Annotated in this window: 17 protein-coding genes; 14 read left to right on the plus strand and 3 right to left on the minus strand. The window is 59.7% G+C overall.

Annotation, left to right across the window (positions count from 1 at the left end; all coding sequences use genetic code 11):
• Window positions 1-147 precede the first annotated feature (147 nt).
• From ACL2XF_RS05750 to ACL2XF_RS05770, 5 genes are all read left to right on the plus strand, one after another.
• Window positions 148-1,170: an LLM class flavin-dependent oxidoreductase gene (locus ACL2XF_RS05750; RefSeq protein WP_410014747.1), complete on the plus strand. Its 1,023-nt coding sequence runs from the start codon at window positions 148-150 to the stop codon at window positions 1,168-1,170.
• Window positions 1,171-1,468: 298 nt separating this feature from the next.
• Entirely contained in the window at window positions 1,469-2,143 is a 675-nt protein-coding gene (locus tag ACL2XF_RS05755) for a MarC family NAAT transporter (protein ID WP_410014748.1), read from the plus strand.
• Window positions 2,144-2,357: 214 nt separating this feature from the next.
• The gene (locus ACL2XF_RS05760; protein ID WP_410014749.1) at window positions 2,358-2,936 is read left to right on the plus strand and encodes a DedA family protein; all 579 of its coding nucleotides are present in this window, start codon (window positions 2,358-2,360) and stop codon (window positions 2,934-2,936) included.
• A gap of 4 nt (window positions 2,937-2,940) precedes the next feature.
• Window positions 2,941-4,155 (plus strand): glycosyltransferase, encoded by a 1,215-nt coding sequence (locus tag ACL2XF_RS05765; protein WP_413728213.1) that lies wholly within the window; start codon window positions 2,941-2,943, stop codon window positions 4,153-4,155.
• Window positions 4,155-4,883: a glycosyltransferase family 2 protein gene (locus ACL2XF_RS05770; protein ID WP_410014751.1), complete on the plus strand. Its 729-nt coding sequence runs from the start codon at window positions 4,155-4,157 to the stop codon at window positions 4,881-4,883. The genes ACL2XF_RS05765 and ACL2XF_RS05770 overlap by 1 nt, the downstream gene beginning before the upstream one ends.
• 65 nt (window positions 4,884-4,948) lie before the next feature.
• Here ACL2XF_RS05770 and ACL2XF_RS05775 read toward each other — a convergent pair whose 3' ends face one another.
• Both ACL2XF_RS05775 and ACL2XF_RS05780 read right to left on the minus strand, forming a co-directional pair.
• A complete protein-coding gene (locus tag ACL2XF_RS05775; RefSeq protein ID WP_413728214.1) occupies window positions 4,949-6,112 on the minus strand; it encodes a mandelate racemase/muconate lactonizing enzyme family protein in 1,164 nt (387 codons plus the stop codon).
• Between the two features lie 36 nt (window positions 6,113-6,148).
• On the minus strand, window positions 6,149-7,516 hold the full coding sequence (locus ACL2XF_RS05780; RefSeq protein WP_410014753.1) for an MFS transporter: 1,368 nt from the start codon (window positions 7,514-7,516) through the stop codon (window positions 6,149-6,151).
• Window positions 7,517-7,741: 225 nt separating this feature from the next.
• On the opposite strand from ACL2XF_RS05780, the gene ACL2XF_RS05785 reads away from it, so the two are divergent.
• From ACL2XF_RS05785 to ACL2XF_RS05795, 3 genes are all read left to right on the plus strand, one after another.
• Entirely contained in the window at window positions 7,742-8,797 is a 1,056-nt protein-coding gene (locus ACL2XF_RS05785) for a LacI family DNA-binding transcriptional regulator (RefSeq protein ID WP_410014754.1), read from the plus strand.
• Window positions 8,798-9,038: 241 nt separating this feature from the next.
• Window positions 9,039-10,328, plus strand: coding sequence for a D-threonate kinase (dtnK, locus tag ACL2XF_RS05790; RefSeq protein WP_410014755.1), 1,290 nt, complete (start codon window positions 9,039-9,041; stop codon window positions 10,326-10,328).
• Window positions 10,321-11,301, plus strand: coding sequence for a D-threonate 4-phosphate dehydrogenase (locus ACL2XF_RS05795; protein WP_410014756.1), 981 nt, complete (start codon window positions 10,321-10,323; stop codon window positions 11,299-11,301). Before dtnK ends, ACL2XF_RS05795 begins: the two co-directional genes overlap by 8 nt.
• 97 nt (window positions 11,302-11,398) lie before the next feature.
• Here the strand turns inward: ACL2XF_RS05795 and ACL2XF_RS05800 are convergent, their stop codons facing one another.
• Complete coding sequence (locus ACL2XF_RS05800; RefSeq protein WP_410014757.1) at window positions 11,399-12,031, minus strand: GntR family transcriptional regulator; 633 nt, start codon at window positions 12,029-12,031, stop codon at window positions 11,399-11,401.
• Between the two features lie 300 nt (window positions 12,032-12,331).
• Here ACL2XF_RS05800 and ACL2XF_RS05805 point away from each other — a divergent pair, with 300 nt between their 5' ends.
• From ACL2XF_RS05805 to ACL2XF_RS05830, 6 genes are read left to right on the plus strand one after another with little or no spacing between them, the layout of a single operon-like run.
• Window positions 12,332-13,198 (plus strand): alpha/beta hydrolase, encoded by an 867-nt coding sequence (locus tag ACL2XF_RS05805; protein ID WP_410014758.1) that lies wholly within the window; start codon window positions 12,332-12,334, stop codon window positions 13,196-13,198.
• 9 nt (window positions 13,199-13,207) lie between these two features.
• Entirely contained in the window at window positions 13,208-14,326 is a 1,119-nt protein-coding gene (locus tag ACL2XF_RS05810) for a C45 family autoproteolytic acyltransferase/hydolase (protein ID WP_410014759.1), read from the plus strand.
• Between the two features lie 41 nt (window positions 14,327-14,367).
• A complete protein-coding gene (locus tag ACL2XF_RS05815; RefSeq protein ID WP_410014760.1) occupies window positions 14,368-15,924 on the plus strand; it encodes an ABC transporter substrate-binding protein in 1,557 nt (518 codons plus the stop codon).
• Window positions 15,925-15,939: 15 nt separating this feature from the next.
• Window positions 15,940-16,884, plus strand: a complete 945-nt coding sequence (locus tag ACL2XF_RS05820) for an ABC transporter permease (RefSeq protein WP_410014761.1) — start codon at window positions 15,940-15,942, stop codon at window positions 16,882-16,884.
• Complete coding sequence (locus ACL2XF_RS05825; protein WP_410014762.1) at window positions 16,881-17,699, plus strand: ABC transporter permease; 819 nt, start codon at window positions 16,881-16,883, stop codon at window positions 17,697-17,699. The genes ACL2XF_RS05820 and ACL2XF_RS05825 overlap by 4 nt, the downstream gene beginning before the upstream one ends.
• Complete coding sequence (locus tag ACL2XF_RS05830) at window positions 17,699-19,348, plus strand: dipeptide ABC transporter ATP-binding protein (protein ID WP_410014763.1); 1,650 nt, start codon at window positions 17,699-17,701, stop codon at window positions 19,346-19,348. The genes ACL2XF_RS05825 and ACL2XF_RS05830 overlap by 1 nt, the downstream gene beginning before the upstream one ends.
• The last annotated feature ends 8 nt before the right edge of the window (window positions 19,349-19,356 follow it).

Raw genomic sequence — 19,356 nt, forward strand, 5'->3', positions numbered from 1 at the left:
CCAGGAGTCGCGGGGCGCGCTTTTCTCAGGATGGCCTGAACGGCCGGCGTTGTAATTCTTAGCAGTATTGTGTATTTATTTAACCTCATTGCTAAGGTTTATGGTGACCATGCCGGCCAGCCACTCTGAAGAGAAGGACAATACGCCATGAAGAAGATTGGATTTTTGTCGTTTGGCCACTGGACGCCTTCCCCGCAGTCGGGGACCCGCTCCGCCGCCGATGCGCTGCTGCAATCCATCGAGCTGGCCGTCGCCGCCGAGGAACTGGGCGCGGACGGCGCCTATTTCCGCGTGCACCACTTCGCCCGCCAGCTCAGCTCTCCGTTCCCGCTGCTGGCCGCGGTCGGCGCCAGGACCCGCCGTATCGAGATCGGCACCGGCGTTATCGATATGCGTTATGAAAACCCTCATTATATGGCCGAGGACGCCGGCGCGGCCGACCTTATCGCCGGCGGGCGCCTGCAGCTCGGCATCAGCCGGGGTTCGCCCGAGCAGGTCATCGAGGGCTGGCGCCACTTCGGCTACCGGCCCGCCGAAGGCGAGACGGATGCCGATATGGCCCGGCGCCATACCGAAACCCTGCTTGAGGTGCTGCGCGGAGAAGGATTCGCCCAGCCCAATCCGCAGCCGATGTTTCCCAACCCGCCGGGACTGCTGCGTCTCGAACCTTACTCCGCCGGCCTGCGCGAGCGTATCTGGTGGGGGGCCGGCTCAAATGCCACCGCGGTCTGGGCGGCAAAGCTTGGGATGAACCTGCAAAGCTCCACGCTAAAGGATGACGAGACCGGCGAGCCGTTCCATGTGCAGCAGGCCGCGCAGATCCGCGCCTACCGCGCGGCATGGCAGGAAGCCGGGCATACGCGCGCGCCCCGGGTATCGGTGAGCCGCAGCATCTTCGCCCTGATGGACGAGCGCGATCGCGCCTATTTCGGCAACAGCAGCCGCGACGGCGACCAGATCGGTTTCCTCGACGAAAAGACCCGCGCCATCTTCGGCCGCAGCTACGCCGCCGAACCGGATGTGCTGATAAAGGAACTGGCGCAGGATGAAGCGATTGCCGAGGCCGACACGCTGCTGCTAACCGTACCGAACCAGTTAGGCGTCGACTATAACGCGCACGTGATCGAGGCGATATTGCACCATGTCGCGCCCGGCCTGGGCTGGCGCTGACCGTACCGGCGCCTGCGCGCCGCATTAGCGGCGCGGCGGTCATGGCGGCATGGATCATTGCCCGCCGGTATTTTTACTTATTCGCGCCACGCCGGCGCTTAAATTAAATTTATCATTACCCTGTTCCGGACGGGAATCACTATTTCGCCACCGTTAACATTCGTTAAGATATAACCTATTTACAGGAGATGCTTATAACAGCAGTCAGCCAATATTGTCCCTGCCGCGCCATGCCAGGGTAATTTTTTCATGCTAAGCTATGCGCCGTCTGTTCCTGTGATTGTTTGAGGTACGCCCCATGTTAGGACTTTCCCAATTGTTGCAAGCGGTAACCTTGGGTTTGGTATTGCTGTTGCCGCTGGTGAATCCGTTAACATCGGTTGCGCTGTTATTAAGCCTTTCCGGCAACATGAGCTATAAAGAAGTCAAACATCAGGCGTTTCTGGCCTCGGTGTACGTCTTTTTCATCATGATCGTCGCTTTTTATGCCGGCCAGCTGGTGATGAACACCTTTGGCATTTCCATCCCGGGACTCAGGATTGCCGGCGGGCTGATTGTCGCGTTTATCGGTTTTCGCATGCTTTTTCCCCATCCCCGCCATGAAAAATCCTCTATCGTGGATGCCAAACATCAAGAGATGCTGAACGAGGGTTCGGAAAGCATTGCCTTTGTGCCATTGGCCATGCCGGGCAGCGCCGGGCCCGGCACCATCGCCATGATCATCAGTTCGGTTTCCACGTTAAAAGATAATTCTCTGGGGTTTGAAAGCTGGGTATTGCTGGTCAGTCCAGCGCTGACCTTTGCCACCATCTCTTTTATCCTTTGGATTTGCCTGAACGGCTCCGGCGTTATTATGCGCCTGATTGGCAAAAGCGGTATCGATGCCATATCCCGATTAATGGGTTTTCTGCTGGTATGCGTAGGGGTGCAGTTTATAATAAATGGCGTTTTAGAAATCATCGCGGTGCATTAATACATTACTTAATTAAAAGATTAAGCCGGCTATTAAAATACCGGTCTTAATCTTTAATCATCATACATCGCCAGAAAAAAAGCACCGCCGATTTTTATTCGTCAAAGCTTGGTAATATGCCAGTAACAACTCTATAGTATGGTTTCTACCGCAGAATATCGGCGCGAAATAGCGTATTGGTAAATGGCGAACAACAATGATGCCGGGAGGGACTATGCCGCAATGGATATCGACCGCCATTGCCAACTACGGATACGCCGCCCTGTTTATCGCCGTTCTGGTGGAAGGCCCGATGGCGACAGTCTTTGGCGCGATCCTGGCATCCCAGGGACTGCTGCATATTAGCGGCGTTTATGCCGTCAGCGTGGCGGGCGACCTGACCGGGGACGTTATTCTCTATGGGCTGGGCCGGAGTGGGCGCATCACCACGTTGTTGCTGCGGCGCCGTTTCGACCTCCAGGGCGGCCGGCAGCTGGAGCCGCTGATGGCGCGGTTTCGCCGCCATCCCGGGCGCGTGCTGGTCACGGCGAAGCTGACGCATGCGGCGGGGTTCGTGGTGTTGTTAAGCGCCGGCGCGGCAAAAATTCCGCTCGGGCTGTTTCTTGGTTTCAATCTCCTGGCGACGCTGCCCAAGTCCGGCTTATTGCTCTTGCTGGGCTGGTTTGCCGGCGCCGCATGGGCGCGTATCAATGTATGGCTGTGGCTGTTTTCCTGTGCGTTGCTGGTGTCGCTCGCCATCGCGGTGGTCGTCTACCGGCGCCGGAATAACGGAGTTGAGCTGCCAGGGGGGTAATTCCATGCGTATTGCTGTATTTACCGACAGTTTTTATCCGGAGCTGGGCGGTATCCAGGATTCGGTATTGTCCGGATGCCGGGAATTGGGCAAACGCGGTCATCAGGTGGTGATTCTTGCGCCACGCGCCACCGGACATGACTTTGCCGTGGCCGGCGTACCCGCACGGGAAGTCGACGCGGGGAAAAATGTTTCCATCCGCCGGCTGTTTTCGCTGCCGGTGCCCAGTTCGACCGGGCAATCCCGCCTGGTGGTGCCAACCGGGCGGCGCTGGCGCCAGTTGTTGTCTTTCGCGCCGGATATTATCCATACCCATACTTTTCTCGGCGCCGGTCTGGAAGCGCTGAGCGCCGCGCGCCAACTGGATATTCCGCTGATAGGCACCAATCACTGGGCCATCGGGGAGTTTGCCGGCTATACGCCGTTTTCGGCGCAATTTTTCCGCAACGTCAGCCTGCGGGCGGTCAACCGCTATTACAACCACTGCGCATTAGTGACCGGTCCTTCCCATTCCGTGATTGACGAAATGCGCGCGTTTGGCCTGCGCAGTCCCCACTGCGTGCTGTCCAATCCGGTGGATCCCGCCCAGTTCCATCCGGTCCCGGACGAACGCCGCGCCATGCTTAAACGGGCGCACGGTTTCAGCGACGCAACCATTGTCTATGCCGGCCGTCTGGCGGACGAAAAAAAAATCGATGTGCTGATTCGCGCCCTGGCGCTTATCGCCGCGGAGGTGCCCGATGCGCTGCTGGTATTGGCGGGGCACGGCTCCGCCCGCCATCGCCTGGAGCACCTGGCGCGGGCGCTGGGGGTCGGCGATCGCGTCAGGTTTACCGGCACGCTGGATAAAGCCACGCTGGCGGATGTGTTTCACGCGGCGGACATCTTTGCCATCGCCAGCACGTCTGAAACACAAAGCATGGTATTGATCCAGGCAATGAGCGCGGGCCTGCCCGTGGTCGGGGCGCGCTGGCGCGCGCTGCCGGAATATATCGACGCGCAATCGGGGTTCCTGGCGCAGCCGGGGGACCCTGAGGATTTTGCCCGCAGGCTGACCCACTTGCTGCGCGCGAAAGCGCTGCGCCAGAAAATGGGCGAGCATGCCGCGCGGCAAACCAGGCATTTTTCCATCACTACCGTGACAAGCCGCTGGGAAGAGATTTATGCCCGGATCGGTCTGGCAGTACCCGAGGGCATGTCGCGTATCTCAGGAGCGTAATGATGAAACTCAGTTTAATAATCCCAGCGTATAACGAAGAGTTGTATCTTGCGACCTGCCTGCAATACGCCCTGCGGGAGCTGACGGCGCACGCACATCCCGGTGAGTACGAAATTATTGTCGTTAATAACGCCAGTACCGACCGGACGTCGGACATCGCCGCCGGCTTCAGTGGGGTTCGCGTCGTATACGAACCGATAAAAGGCCTCACCCGCGCCCGCCAGAAAGGGCTGGAATCGGCCTGCGGCGATATTCTGGCCTTTATCGACGCCGACACGCGTATGCCGTCCGGCTGGCTGGATAAAGTGCTGCATGCCTATGCGCAGCGCGGCGATCTGGTCTGTATCAGCGGCCCATACCGTTATTTCGACCTGCCGGGAATAAAAAGCGTCCTGGTGAAATTCTACTGGCTGGCGCTGGCGAAACCCACTTACTGGTGCACCGGCTATATGGCGGTGGGCGGTAATTTCGCCGCCAGTAAACGGGCCTTGCTGCGTATCGGCGGCTTTGATACGTCTATCGCGTTTTATGGCGAAGATACCAATATCGCCCGTCGGCTGGCGGGCGAGGGGCGGGTACAGTTTGACCTGGATATGGTGATGGAAACGTCGGCACGCCGCCTGAAAGAGGAAGGCTTCGCCACCACGGCGCTACGCTACGTCCTGAACTTTATGTCCGAGGCCATCCGCAATAAGCCCGCCACCTCCGAATATCGGGATATCCGCTAAGGGCCGCCGGCGTAGTGCGCCACGCGCCGAGCCACGCACGCGGTGCCGCTTCCGCCTTCAGGCCGTTATTGATCGACAATAAAACCATCCAGGTGCGGGCGCATGGAAATGGGTTTGCTTAACGGCGGACGGATACGCTGCGCGTCGGGCAGTAATTTCATTCCCAGGCCTGGCCCGTCGGGAATATCCACAAAACCGTCCAGCGGCAGGGGAACTTTATCCACGATATTGCTCCCCAAATGCTCGGGGCGGGATGCGAAAATGCCCGCTTCAAAGCCGGTGGCATATTCCTGAATGGCGAAATTAGGAATAGCGGCCGCCAAGTGCAGACAGGCGGCCAGGCCGATGGGTGAGAGCGGATTATGGGGAACCACCTGGACATGATGCGCTTCGGCCATCGCCGCGACTTTTTTGCCGCCGGTAATTCCACCGCACAGGCACAAATCCACGCGGGCGAACTCCATCGCGTTGCGGCTCAGCAGGGCCTGGAATTCATAGAGGGTGGAAAAGCGCTCCCCGGTGGCGATGGGAACATGGATTTTATCCGCCACCCGCGCCATGGCATCGGCATTTTCCGGCCGGATGGGGTCTTCCACAAACATAGGATGATATTCTTCTATGCCGCGGGTAAAGGTCACCGCTTCCGGCGGCGTCAGGCGCCGGTGCAACTCAATCAACAAATCGACCCGATCGCCGACCACTTCCCGCATACGCCTGACGTTATTGATGGCATCACGCATTTTGCGGATATGGGTTTTAAAATAAACCTTGTCATTACCTTCATCCAGGAAAGGATTGAGATGACCGAATGCCGTAAATCCCGCATCCATTTTAGCCTGGCATTCTTCCAGTATTTTCTCAATGGTCTGTTCATAGATATGGCCATATATCCGCGCTTTTTTGCGCACCGGTCCTCCCAATAATTGATAAATCGGCACATTCAGGGCCTGGCCTTTAATATCCCAAAGCGCGATATCTATCGCCGAAATGGCCGCATTGATGGCCAGTCCCTGGAAATAGCTGAACCGATGCATTACATTCCAGTGGTGTTCGATATCAAACGCTGATCTTCCCTCCAGATATTCAGCGAAACGCTGGATAGCGGCGCCCGAGGCCTCAATATGGCCCCAGGCACCGGATTCGCCATAGCCAACCAATCCGCTGTCGGTTTCCACGCGGGCAAACATGAACTGACCAATATGCAATGGCTCAACTCGGGTTATTTTCATAGGCTCCTCACTGACTGTTTATATCGCGAAATTTTTTTACCGGTTTGGATGTGACGAATAGGCGCCGTGCTCGTGCGCCTGCTTGCCGCCTTCGGCCTCGACATCACGTAAATCACGACCACGGGTTTCCGGCCCGAGAAATACCGATACGGCCGTCAGGACCGACAGCACGATGACGTAGGCGCAAACCAGTTTGGGATCCCCGTCGCCCACGGCTAATAAACTGAGGGCGATGATGGGGGCTATCCCTCCGGAAATGGGCGAGGTGACTTCCCTCGCCAGCGAAAAACCGGTATAGCGCACCCGTGAAGGGAACATCTCCGCCAGCCATGGACTTTGCGCCGAGGTCATCATGGTCTTGGCAATGGAAGAGACCAGAAACAGGCCGGCGTAAATCCATACCAGCTCCCGGGTTTGCAGCAGATGGAAAAAAGGAATAATCGCCAGGCCGGAAAGAATCGCGCCCCCCATGTAAACGGGCTTACGCCCCACTTTATCGGAGACCCAGCCAAATAAGGGCACGGTAATGAATTGCAAGGCGGTGCTGAACATTAGCGCGGTGACAATTTCGTCCCTGGCGATATGTAATTGCTGGGTGACATACACAATGACAAATGATTCGTAGATATACGCCAGGGAATTATCGCCTAACCGAGCGCCCCAGGCGCAAAACAGCTGGCGTTTCGACGTTTTGAATACTTCACGCACCGGGTTTTTGATAACGGCGTTCTTGCGTTTTAATTCTTCAAAGATGGGCGACTCTTTTAACTTCATGCGTATAATAACGCCAAACGCAATGACCACGGTGCTTAATAAAAACGGTATGCGCCATCCCCATACCTCAAATGCTTCTTTAGATAAATGCGAAGAGAAGTTGAAGGTGGCCAGCGATAACAACAGGCCCAGGGCCACTCCCATATAAGGCATCGCGCCATAAAGACCGCGCCGTTCAGCCGGCGCATTTTCAACAACGATCAATACCGCGCCGGCATATTCAGCGCCTGAGCCAAGCCCCTGCAGGGCGCGAAGCAGGGTCAGCAGGATAGGCGCCGCTATACCCGCCTGGGCATAGGTCGGCAACAGCCCCATCAGGGTGGTTGAACTTCCCATTAAGAGTAAGGTGATCACCAGCACTTTTTTACGGCCGATGCGATCGCCGAGATAGCCAAACAGCACGCTGCCGAACGGGCGGACGAAAAAGCCGATGCTAAAGCTGGCAAAAGCCAGAATAGTACCGGTCAAGTGGTCGAAAGACGGGAAAAATAAGGTATTGAATAACGTTGCCGCAGCGGTGGCATACAGATAATAATCATACCATTCAACCGTCGTGCCGATGATGGCGCTGAGAATGGTATTACGGATGACTTGCCGGGTTGCCGGCGTTTGCGCGATTGCTTGTTCCACGACGAGCCCCTTATAGGTAGGTGTACAGGTTTGGCCAACGTTGGAATAAAAAACCACATACGAGTTATGCTTACCTTCGCATCCAGCGTGCGAGGCGGTGGTAATAACCCTAAAATAATCGGCGATATGTTGTTATATGATGCTTGGAAACGTTTCCGGAAACGTTTCCAGTGATTAAAAAGCGGTTGACACAGACTGTCAAGTTTCTTTGGCGCGAGGATGTATATGAGTTCAAAAAATGAGACACCGGTCAATGAACGGGCCGGAATCCGTCAAGTTGCTGAACTGGCCGGCGTGGGGATCGCCTCCGTTTCCCGCGTGCTGTCAGGGCAACCGGGCGTCAGTAAAGAAATGACGGAAAGGGTACTGGCTGCGGCGGAGAAGTTACGTTATACCCCCAATGTCCTGGCGCAAAGCCTGCGTCGCCGTTCAACCAAATCTATCGGTTTTGTCTGTTCGGATATCACCAATCCATTGCTGGCCTCAATCGTCAGCGGCGCGGAAAGTGTCCTGACGGCCTCGGGGTTTTCCCTGCTGCTGACCAATTCCGGCGGGGTGCCGGCAATGGATGCGGAACATATTGACGTATTGCAACAACGCCAGGTGGACGGGCTGATTTTGCTGCCTTCGCTGGAAAATGATGAAGCGACCCTGAGCGTGCTGCGTAAAAGCACCATTCCCATGGTGGTGATTGACCGTACGTTGCCGGATGATGTCAACGCCAATACGGTATTATCCGATCATTTTACCGGCGTAGGCGCCGCCGCCAGGGCGCTATTGCAGTTGGGCCACCGGCGTATCGGCCTGATCGTCGGACGAGATGTGCGCCCGACCCGGGAGCGTATCCGCGCCGTGCGGGAGGCCTATCAGGCATGCCAGGCGGCGCCTGATTTTATGATAGAGGCAGGTATCCTGTCGGTCGCCCACGGCGAGCGGGCTATGGCGCGCTTACTGGCATTGTCCCACCCGCCGACCGCGGTGATTTTGGGCGGTAACCAATTACTGGAGGGTGCGCTGAAAGCGGTGGGGCAGCGCAACCTGGTCCTCGGCCGCGATCTGTCGCTGGTGTGTTGTGACGATGTCGCCATCGGCCGCCTGTTCTCGCCGCCGATTGCCACCGTGATGCGCGATAACGGCTTATTGGGCAAACGTGCCGCGGAGCTGTTACTGGGACAGCTGCGGCATCCTCATGATAAAGAACATATTCTCTTGCCAACCTGGTTTGAAAACCGCGCCAGCTGCGGCCCGGTACCGCCCACGCCGGGTCAGGCAGACGTATAAGGCATGCAACCTGCCACGGCCGACGCGTTGGCGGCTGTTGGCCAACGATATCCGGCGTTGTTTGACCGCGGTTAGTCTCATTGCGCGATTTCAATCATAATATGTCATAAACTACTGCCATGTGGCATGTATCAGCGTTAAGTCTCCGTTTGGATAATTTGATCTTGCTCACGGTTAATCAAATATGATTAAATATAATCATTATAACTCGTGACCACCGATAATAACCTAAGGAATGTCTATGCCGGCCGGGCAAAACAACGCGCAGATAGGGGTGATCGCCGACGATTTTACCGGGGCCAATGATGCGGGCGTGGGGCTGACCCGCCACGGCGCCCGGGTCAATGTGCTGTTCGGCGGCGCGGACGCGATCACCGACGGCGGTTGCGCCGACGCCTGGGTTATCAGTACCGACAGCCGCGCCCTGCCGGCCGGGGAGGCGGCGCGGAGGGTGGGCAGGGCGGTAGGGCAATTACGTGCCGTCGCGCCGGACGGCTGGCTGTATAAAAAGATCGATTCCACGCTGCGCGGCAACCTGGGCGCCGAAATCGAGGCGGCACTCAACGGCGCGCAGGCGCCGCTGGCGATTATCGCCGCGGCCGCGCCCGCCATGGGCCGGTGCATCCGCAACGGCCACTGCGAAGTCAACGGCCGCAGGTTAACCGATACCGAATTTGCCAGCGATCCCAATACGCCGGTCGCCACCTCCTCCATAGCCGGACGGATCAACGAGCAAAGCGCGCTGCCGCTGGCGGAGCTGGATGTAGCGGCGGTGCGCGACGCTTCCCTGGCAATGCGGATTACCGCCCTGGCGGAACAGGGTTGCCGGCTGGTGGTGCTCGACAGCCTGCTGGACGACGATTTACAGCGTATCGTCGCGGCGCTGCGGCAGTTGCCGTTCAAGCCGCTGCTGGTGGGATCGGCGGGCTTGATTGACCCGTTGGCGCGCAGCCTGCCGTTCGCGCCGGCGCCGCCCCTGCTGGCGGTTATCGGCTCCATGAGCGCCGCGGCCCGGCGGCAAATCGACCACGCGCGGGATAACGCGGCGGTCAGGCTGGTGGATATTGATGTGCTGCGTCTGTTCAGCGCAAACCCGGCGAGCTTGATCGATCAATGGGTCGGTGACGTGAGCGCGGCATTGCGCGCGGGCAGGCACTGCGTGGTTCGTACCTGCCAGGATGAAGATCAGCGACGGCATATCGAAGCGGTCTGTCGACAACACGGCATCAGCCGCCAGCGGTTGGGCGAGGATATCTGCCTGGCGCTCGGCCGCCTGACGCGCCGGGTGGTCGACGCCCAACCCATCGGCGGGCTGTATCTGACCGGCGGCGACGTTGCCGTCGCGGTCGCCTCCGCTCTGGATGCGACCGGCTTCCACATCCGGGGACAGATTGCCGCCTGCGTCCCTTACGGGCGCTTGCTGGGCGGCGTGGCGCAAAACATACCGGTAATGACCAAAGCGGGCGGTTTCGGCGGTGAAACCACGCTATCAGAAGTTATTCGCTTTATTGAGGAGATGTCGCGTGACTAAGACAATTGCGGTAACCATGGGAGATCCGGCGGGCATTGGTCCGGAAATTATCATTAAAGCGTTGGCTGAAGGTGAATTTTCCGGTGCGCCGGTGGTGGTGGTGGGCTGTGTTTCCACCCTGCGCCGTATCCTGTCGCTGCGGATCACACCGCCCGCCGAATTGAAAATCATTGCCCGTCCCGCCGACGCGCGGTTTGCGCCCGGGGTTATCAATATCATCGATGAGCCGCTGCAACAGCCCGCGGCATTGGTTCCCGGCCAGGTGCAGCCGCAGGCGGGCGACCTGGCCTATCGCTGCGTAAAACACGCCACCGGACTGGCGCTGGCCGGCGAGGTCCACGCCATCGCCACCGCGCCGCTGAACAAGGAGGCGCTGCATGCCGCCGGCCATATTTACCCCGGCCATACCGAATTGCTGGCCAAGCTGACGCAGAGCCGGGATTACGCCATGGTACTGTACACCGACCGGCTGAAGGTGATTCATGTCACCACGCATATCGCGCTGCGTAAATTTCTCGACACGCTGAGCCGCGAGCGGGTGGAAACGGTCATTCAAATGGCGGATACCTTTCTCAGGCGGGTCGGTTTCCCCCACCCGCGCATCGCGGTAGCCGGCGTCAACCCGCACGCGGGTGAGCACGGCCTGTTCGGCGACGAGGAAATTACCGTCGTTAATCCCGCGGTGGCCGCCATGCGCGACAAAGGGCTGGACGTCACCGGCGCGTGCCCGCCCGATACCGTCTTTCTGCAAACCTATGAAGGCCATTATGATATGGTGGTGGCGATGTACCACGATCAGGGGCATATCCCGTTGAAATTACTAGGGTTTTATGACGGTGTCAACATTACCGCCGGCCTGCCGTTCATCCGCACCTCAGCCGATCACGGCACGGCGTTTGATATTGCCTGGACCGGCAAGGCCAAGGCCGACAGCATGGCGATAGCGATAAAACTGGCCATGCAGCTGGCCTGAGGGACGCCGCACCCTGTCGCGCCGCGCCGTCTCAAGCGGATGATGGTCTTTTTTCCTCGCCATCATCCGAATCCTGACATGAGGACGCCGCTTTCCTTTATTCCCCGCTGGATTCCAACTGCTGGATATGTTGCGCAATCAGGCGCGCCAGCTTTGGCGCATCCCGATCGCGGATCGCCGCCACCATGGCGAAATGTTCGCCGGACGATTTTTCTATCCGGGCATGGGAGCTCCATTGCCCCAGCGGGGCGGAGGGCACCCGGCTGCGCAGATCGAAAATCAGCTCCACCATATCCTGGTTCAGGCAGGGCGCCAGCAGCGCCCGGTGAAAAGCCATATTGGCCTCATACTGCTCAAGCAACGTGCCGTGCCAGGTGGCATCGGCGAACGCCTGCGCGCAGTCCGTCAGGCGCGCGATGCCCTGTTCGCCGATATTCTCGACAATATCCGGCGCGGCCGCGCACTCCAGGATACAGCGGATAGCCGAAATATTCCGGCGCTGCTGCAAATTGGGCGCGTAGACGTGGTACCCCTTGTTGGGCACGTGCTGCACCAGCCGTTCAATCACCAGTTGGTCAAGGGCGCGGCGCACATCGGCGCGGGTGCAGCCATAGCGTTCTTCCAGCTCGGCCTGTTTCAGCCACATGCCGGCGGTGAATTCGCCGGTATTAATATCCTTGGCGATATCGTTGGCGACATTGGCGGATGCGCCGGGCTTTTTTTGCTTCATGTTTAGCGTCCTTCATTAACCTGGCGGTCGTCGATTCAGAGCATTATAAGGCGTTTTGCGCCGCCTGAAATACCGCCGCCATAATAAAACCCTATGGAGAAATGGGCGGGACGGCGCGCGGCTTCTTATCGTAAATCATCGTGTTACTGGGTTATTGCCGCAGCGGATACTTTTATATTACCGGGAAATGTGATGGGGGCGATAGTTTTTGCGCATATTTATCCAATTAAATTGGCGCCAATTTTGGTTTTATGTTTGAATGAAAATCACTCATCACCCTGTCATTTCAACAGGAAAAAAATGGCCCTCGACGAAACCCAACTGGCGGAAACCCGCGGACGCGCGCTTTATCAGCGCGGCCATACCACCATTTTCGCCAGCAGGCAGGACCCCCGTTTTGCCTATTGCATGTACGTTCCGCCCGATTTTGACGCCGATCCCGCCGGACATTGCCTGGCGGTGGTCATGCACGGCACCGGGCGCAGCATGACCGCCTACCGCGACGCTTTCGCCGAATTCGGCCGCTATAACCGCTGCGTGATCCTGGCGCCGCTGTTCCCGGTGGGACCGTTGCAAGACGGCAACTCCCATGGTTTTAAGTACATCATCGAGCAGGGCATCCGCTATGATCGGGTACTGCTGTCGATGGTGGATGAAGTCGCCGCATCCCTCGGCACGCCGTTCGACCGGTTTTTACTGTTCGGGTATTCCGGCGGCGGCCATTTTGTGCACCGCTTCCTGTATATCCATCCCGAACGCCTGCTGGGCGTCTCCATCGGCGCGCCGGGCTCCGTTACCCTGCTGGATGAACACCAGGACTGGTGGGTGGGCGTGCGCAATTTTGAACAGATGTTCGGCAAACCGCTGAATTATGCCGCGCTGCGGCAGGTGCCGGTGCAACTGGTGGTGGGCAAGGTCGATGTGGAAACCTGGGAAATTACCCACCGGCCGGGAGGCAAATATTATATGCCGGGCTGTAACGACGCCGGCGCGACCCGCATCGAGCGCAATACCGCGCTTTACCAGAGCCTGCTCGGGCACGGCGTCGACGCGCGCCAGGACATCGTGCCCAATGTCGGCCATGACGGCATGAAAGTGCTGGATACCGTAAAGGATTTTTTCCTGCGCGTGCTGCGCAGCCACCGTTGCGCGCCACCCCCCCGTTAAGGAGACACGATGTCGCAGATTACCCCCTTTCCGCTGGTTACCGTATCCGGCAGCGCCCATGAACGCGGGTTGCAATACGGCGAAATCGCCCGCGATCGCATCCGCCTGAGCGTCGGACTCTACGGCGATCAGCTGCGCGAGCTAGGATTAAGCCAAGCCCAGCGCGAGGAACTCATTACCGCCTTCAGCGCCATCATCCGCGATTTCGATGCCGACTACCTGACGGAAATGACCGGCATCGCGACCGGGGCGGGCGTACCGCTGGAAGGCATCGTGATGATCAACGCCCGCACCGAGGTGATCGCCAAGGCCCGGTTGCTGAAAGAGCAGCGCGACGCCCATGACGATACTATCAAGGACGGCTGCAGCGGCGCGGTGATTTTGCCGCAGCGCAGCGCCAGCGGACGGCTGATCCACGGGCAGAATTGGGACTGGCGCGCCGAATGCGCCGACAGTTCCATCGTACTGAAAGTGCACCGCGACGACGGCCCAGATTACCTGACCTTTGTGGAGGCCGGCGGCCTGGCGCGCAGCGGCGTAAACCAGGCCGGCCTGGCCATCACCGCCAACTATCTGCGCTGCGAGCGCGACTACCGCCAGATCGGCGTGCCGATTTCCCTGATCCGTCGCAAGGTGCTGGAGCAGCAGCATATGGCGCTGGCGATGCGGGTGGTGGCGGTCACGCCCAAGTCCTGCTCCAACAATATGATGCTCAGCACCCGCGAGGGGTTCGCCATTGATTTTGAATGCGCGCCGGATGAGTCTTTTACCCTGTACCCCACCGACGGCATCCTGGTGCACGCCAACCATTGGGAAAGCGACGCGGCAAAAAGCAAAATCCGCGAAATGGGCATTGGCACGTCGCCCGATACCCTGTACCGCGCCTGGCGGGTGAATCAATTGCTGCGCGCTAAGCCCAAGCTCAGCGCAGACGATTTGAAAAATGCCTTTTTTGACGACTTCGGCGCGCCGTATTCGGTATGCCGGCCGCCGCGTCCCGGTTTTCAAAGCGATTTGTCGGCCACCGTGGCGATGATCGTTATGGACTCCACCGCGGGCACGATGGAGGTGGCGCCGCTGCCGGCGATTAACCGCGAATTTACCCGATATTCCCTGGCCCTGTCCTGACAGCCGCCGTCCGAACGAAACAACGACCCATTGAGGATACTATGAAGCAGATAATCGCGTGTATCGTTATGCTCCTGCCGGGAATGATGGCGGCCCGGGCCGGCGCGGCCGACAACAGCGTCATCCGTTTTGCCTTAAACCAGGACATCCGCAGCAGCCAGCCGGGCGTGAACCGCGACGGCAATACCGACGACGTGCTGATGCACGTGGTGGAAGGGCTGGTGGGCTATCGGGAGGACGGCACCGTCGGGCCGATGCTGGCCGACACCTGGGAGGTGCAGGACGGCGGCAAAAAATATGTGTTCCATCTGCGCAAAAATATCAAATTCCACAACGGCGATACCCTGGGCGCGCAGGATGTGCTGTGGAGCTGGAAGCACTGGACCGATCCGAAAACCCAGTGGCGCTGCCTGCGGGAATTCGACGGCAGCAGCCAGATCAACGTCACGTCGGTAAGCGCGCCGGACGACAGTACGGTGGTGATGACGCTGGCGCAGCCGGTGGCGCTGTTTCTCGATACGCTGGCCCGCACCGACTGCGGCGCCGCGGCGGTCGTCAGTCCCAAATCCGTGGACGGGCAGGGCAACTGGATCAAGCCTATCGCCACCGGTCCTTTTACCTTCGATAACTGGAAGCACGGTGAATACGTTTCTCTGAAACGTTTTGACGGCTACAGCTCCCGCGCCGGCGCGCCGGATGGTTTTGTCGGCGGCAAGAAAGCGCTGGTGGACGAAGTGCGGTTTATGGCCGTGCCGGACGCCGCCACGGTGAAAGCGGGGCTGCGCTCCGGTGCGGTGGACGTTGCCCAGGTCAGCCCCATCGACGCGTCGGACCTGAAAACCGACCCCAATGTGGCCATCGCGGTGGCGCCCAACGCCCAGCGCCACGCGCTGCTTATCCAAACGGCGGATCCGCTGCTGAAAAACCTCAAGCTGCGCCAGGCGATCGCCGCGGCGCTGGATACCGAACAAATCGCCATGGGCACCAGCGAGGGGCTGGCCACGCCGAGCAATTCCAATATTTCCGTGGCCTCCGGTTACTATAAAGAAGTGGAAAAGCAGGGCTATAAATATGATCCCGCCCGTACCAAACAGCTGCTGAAGGAAGCCGGATATAAAGGCGAGACGATTGAAATCATCGCCAATAAACGCTCCACCGTGCCCAGCTTCGATATGGCGGTTATCGTGCAGGCGATGCTGCAGGCCGCCGGCATCAACGCCAAAATCACCACCATGGAATGGGCCACCCAGCTTGAACGCTACCAGGCCGGCCGCTACCAGATGATGACCTTTACCTTCTCGGCGCGCTTTGAACCGGCGCTGGCGTTTGAGCAAATCAACGGCGATAAAGCCAAGCAGCCGCGCAAGGTTTGGGACGATCCCCAGGCCAACAAACTGGTGGACAGCCTGGCCTATGTCAGCGACAGCAAACAGCGGCAGGATATCGTCGACCAGCTGCACCGCATGATGATCGAACAGGTGCCGCTGATTATTTTCTATCCGGGGCTGGATATTATCGCGCACCGCAAGGTTATCGTAGGCTATAAACCCTGGCTGGCCGCCGCCGCCCGCCTGTGGAACGTATCCGTTAAGTCATAGCGGCAAGGAGTCGTCATGCTGAGTTTTATCTTCAGGCGGGTGGCGTCGGCGATCCCGACGCTGCTGCTGGTGACGGTGATCGTCTTCCTGCTGACCAGGCTGGTGCCCGGCGATCCGGCGCTGCTGATGCTCGGCGATCTGGCGACCGAGAGCAGCCTGGCGGATTTGCGCCATAACATGGGCCTGGATCAATCGCTGTTGACGCAGTTTTTTATCTGGTTCGGCCAGGTGCTGCACGGCGACTTCGGTCACTCCATCCAGAGCGGACAGGCGATACTGCCGCTGATCCTCGAACGGTTTTCCGTCACCATGAGCGTGGTGCTGGCGGCGGTGGTCGTGGCCGCGCTGGTCGCCGTGCCTTTCGGCATGCTGGCGGCATGGAAACAGAACACCCGTCTTGATGTCGGCCTGGTGATGTTCTCGACGTTTCTGCTGTCGATACCGAGTTTTTGGATGGGGCTGCTGATCCTGATGTTTTTCGGCCTGAAGCTCGGCTGGCTGCCGGTGGTGGGGTATGTCTCGATTCGGGACAACGCCTGGCAGGGCGTGCTCTATCTGCTGATGCCGGTGCTGACGCTGGTGCTGGTGGAAGTGGGCGCGCTGGTGCGCATGATGCGCGCCAGCACCCTGGAGGTGCTGCGCCTGGATTATGTCACCCACGCCCGCGCCAAGGGGCTGCGCGAGCGTACCGTACTGTCGCGCCATGTGTTTCCCAATGCCTTCGGGCCGACCTGGACGCTGATAGGCCTTACGCTCGGCAACCTGCTGAGCGGCGTGGCGGTAACCGAAACGGTGTTTAGCCTGCCGGGCCTCGGCAGGCTGCTGGTGGACGGCATCTATGCCCGTGATTATCCGGTTATCCAGGGGTGCATGCTGTTTATCGCCGGTATCTATGTCCTGACCAATCTGGTGATAGATGCCCTTTATCCGCTGTTTGATCCCAGGGTGGCCGCATCATGAAACGCTCAATATTTTTGGCGCCCAACGCCCTGCTGGGCGGGCTAATGATCGGGATTATCGTCTGCGCCAGCCTGGTGGGGTTCTTCTGGACGCCGTTCGACCCCAGCCGGATCAATATTCTGGCCCGGCTGCAAAGTCCCGGCGCCGCGCACTGGTTCGGCACCGACGAATACGGCCGCGACGTATTGAGCCGCATTATGCTCGGCGCCAGCGCCAGCATCAGCATTTCGGTGCTGACGGTGGCCTTCGCGCTGCTGACGGGGATTGTGCTGGGCTTGCTGAGCGGCTATCTGCGCGGCGTGACCGACCGGGTCATCATGATGGTGACCGATACGCTGCTGGCGTTTCCGGGCATCCTGCTGGCACTCGGCCTGCTGAGCATCCTGGGCAGTAACCGCTACGGCATTATTCTCGCCCTGGGCCTGGCCTATACCCCCTCGGTGGTGCGGGTGGTGCGCGGAACGGTGCTGGGGCTGCGCGAGACGGATTTTGTCCACGCCTCCCGGGTGATGGGACATCGCGAAGGATTTATCCTGCTGCATCATATCCTGCCCAACTGCATCGCGCCGCTGACGGTGCTGGCCACGTCCATGCTGGGCTGGGTGCTGATTTCGGAAAGCGCCCTGTCATTCCTCGGGCTCGGGGTACCGCCGCCGGAACCCACCTGGGGCAATATGCTGGCGGCAAGCCGTACCTATCTTTCCCAGGCGCCCTACCTGGCCCTGCTGCCGGGGTGCTGTATTTCCCTTGCGCTGCTGGGCGTCAACCTGCTGGGGGACGCGCTGCGCGATTATCTTGACCCGAGGATGCAATAATGAATAACACCGCGCAGCCTCTGCTGGACGTCGGTAACCTGACCATTAGCGTGCAGGATCGCACGGTGGTGAACGGCATTTCCTTTTGCCTGCAGCCGCGCGAAGTGCTGGCGGTGGTCGGCGAATCGGGCAGCGGCAAAACCCTGGCGATGCGTGCGCTGATGGGGCTGCTGCCGTCCAATATCGCGCGCCGGGCCGATCGGCTGCGGTTCGCCGGCCAGGATTTGCTGGCGCTGGATAACGAGCAACTGCGCCAGGTGCGCGGCGCCGGTATCGGCATGGTGTTCCAGGAACCGATGACCTCGCTAAATCCGGCCATGACCATCGGCCGCCAGCTGGATGAAGGGCTGGCGCTGCACACCACGCTGACGCCGCAGGAGCGCAAACAGAAAATCGTCGCCATGCTGCGCCGCGTCGGGCTGGACGGCGGCGAAACGCTGCTGGCCAGCTTTCCCCACCAATTTTCCGGCGGGATGCGCCAGCGGGTGATGATTGCCGCGGTGATGCTGCTGGAACCGAAACTGATTATCGCCGATGAACCCACCACGGCGCTGGATGTGCTGGTGCAGCACGAAGTGATGAGCCTGATGCTGTCCCTGACCGCCGAGCAGGGCAGCGCGGTAATCCTGATAAGCCACGATCTGTCGATGGTGGCCAACTACGCCTCGCGCATCATGGTGATGGAGCAGGGCGCGCTGGTGGAGCAGGGCGAAAGCCGCCGGCTGCTGGCCGAACCCCGGCATCCCTATACCCGCCGGCTGCTGGACGCGATGCCCGTCAGAAAAGCGCCCGCCGACCGCCGCTCGCTACTGTCGGCATCGGCGGTACTGACGCTGAGCGACGTGAGTATCGATTATCCGGGGCAGAAAACATGGTTGCAACCGGCGCGCGTCACCCGGGCGGTGAACAGCGTCAGTTTTAACGTGCGCCGGGGCGAAACGGTGGCGCTGGTCGGCGCCAGCGGCTCGGGGAAAACCACCATCGGCAAGGCGATTGCCGGTATGTTGCCGGTGAGCGCCGGCTCGCTGTTGTTCGAGGGCCGGGATGTCAACGACCGGGACCCGGCGTTAAAACGCCGGTGGCGCCTGGCCTGCCAGATCATCCAGCAGGATCCCTATTCCTCCCTCAATCCGCGCATGAAAATCGGCCAGATCCTGGAGGAGCCGCTGCGGGTCTTCAATGATACCGGGCGCGCGCACCGCCTGGCGCGCGTCAAAGAGGTATTGAACGAAGTCGGCCTGGCGGAATTTTTCATCGACCGCTATCCGCACCAGCTTTCCGGCGGCCAGCGCCAGCGCGTGGCCATCGCCCGCGCCGTGATCCGCAAACCGGCTTTTATCGTCGCCGACGAGCCGACCTCGGCGCTGGATATGACCGTGCAAAAGCAGATTTTGACGCTGCTGCGCCGCCTGCAGGACAGCTACGGTTTCGCCTGCCTGTTTATCACCCACGACCTGGGCGCGGTGGAGCAGGTCGCCGATCGCATCATGGTCATGGAAAAAGGCCGGCTGGTGGAAAACGGCTGGAGCGACGATGTGCTGGACCGGCCGCAGCACGACTATACCCGGCGGCTGCTTTCCTGCCTGCCGCAGCTTAAGCTGCTGGAGAATGGCGGCTATCAGCTGGAGGCGCCGGTCCAGGCGCCGTAGCCGGGGGA

The sequence above is a fragment of the Sodalis sp. RH19 genome, from assembly GCF_047324215.1.
Taxonomy (GTDB): Bacteria; Pseudomonadota; Gammaproteobacteria; order Enterobacterales; family Enterobacteriaceae; genus Acerihabitans.

Coding starts and splice junctions, on each gene's coding strand:
- ACL2XF_RS05760 (WP_410014749.1), top strand. CDS start 2,358: ATGCCGCAATGGATATCGACCGCCATTGCCAACTACGGATACGCCGCC.
- ACL2XF_RS05810 (WP_410014759.1), top strand. CDS start 13,208: ATGTCGCAGATTACCCCCTTTCCGCTGGTTACCGTATCCGGCAGCGCC.
- ACL2XF_RS05765 (WP_413728213.1), top strand. CDS start 2,941: ATGCGTATTGCTGTATTTACCGACAGTTTTTATCCGGAGCTGGGCGGT.
- ACL2XF_RS05825 (WP_410014762.1), top strand. CDS start 16,881: ATGAAACGCTCAATATTTTTGGCGCCCAACGCCCTGCTGGGCGGGCTA.
- ACL2XF_RS05750 (WP_410014747.1), top strand. CDS start 148: ATGAAGAAGATTGGATTTTTGTCGTTTGGCCACTGGACGCCTTCCCCG.
- ACL2XF_RS05815 (WP_410014760.1), top strand. CDS start 14,368: ATGAAGCAGATAATCGCGTGTATCGTTATGCTCCTGCCGGGAATGATG.
- ACL2XF_RS05775 (WP_413728214.1), bottom strand. CDS start 6,112: ATGAAAATAACCCGAGTTGAGCCATTGCATATTGGTCAGTTCATGTTT.
- ACL2XF_RS05770 (WP_410014751.1), top strand. CDS start 4,155: ATGATGAAACTCAGTTTAATAATCCCAGCGTATAACGAAGAGTTGTAT.
- ACL2XF_RS05830 (WP_410014763.1), top strand. CDS start 17,699: ATGAATAACACCGCGCAGCCTCTGCTGGACGTCGGTAACCTGACCATT.
- ACL2XF_RS05805 (WP_410014758.1), top strand. CDS start 12,332: ATGGCCCTCGACGAAACCCAACTGGCGGAAACCCGCGGACGCGCGCTT.
- ACL2XF_RS05820 (WP_410014761.1), top strand. CDS start 15,940: ATGCTGAGTTTTATCTTCAGGCGGGTGGCGTCGGCGATCCCGACGCTG.
- ACL2XF_RS05755 (WP_410014748.1), top strand. CDS start 1,469: ATGTTAGGACTTTCCCAATTGTTGCAAGCGGTAACCTTGGGTTTGGTA.
- ACL2XF_RS05785 (WP_410014754.1), top strand. CDS start 7,742: ATGAGTTCAAAAAATGAGACACCGGTCAATGAACGGGCCGGAATCCGT.
- ACL2XF_RS05800 (WP_410014757.1), bottom strand. CDS start 12,031: ATGAAGCAAAAAAAGCCCGGCGCATCCGCCAATGTCGCCAACGATATC.
- dtnK (WP_410014755.1), top strand. CDS start 9,039: ATGCCGGCCGGGCAAAACAACGCGCAGATAGGGGTGATCGCCGACGAT.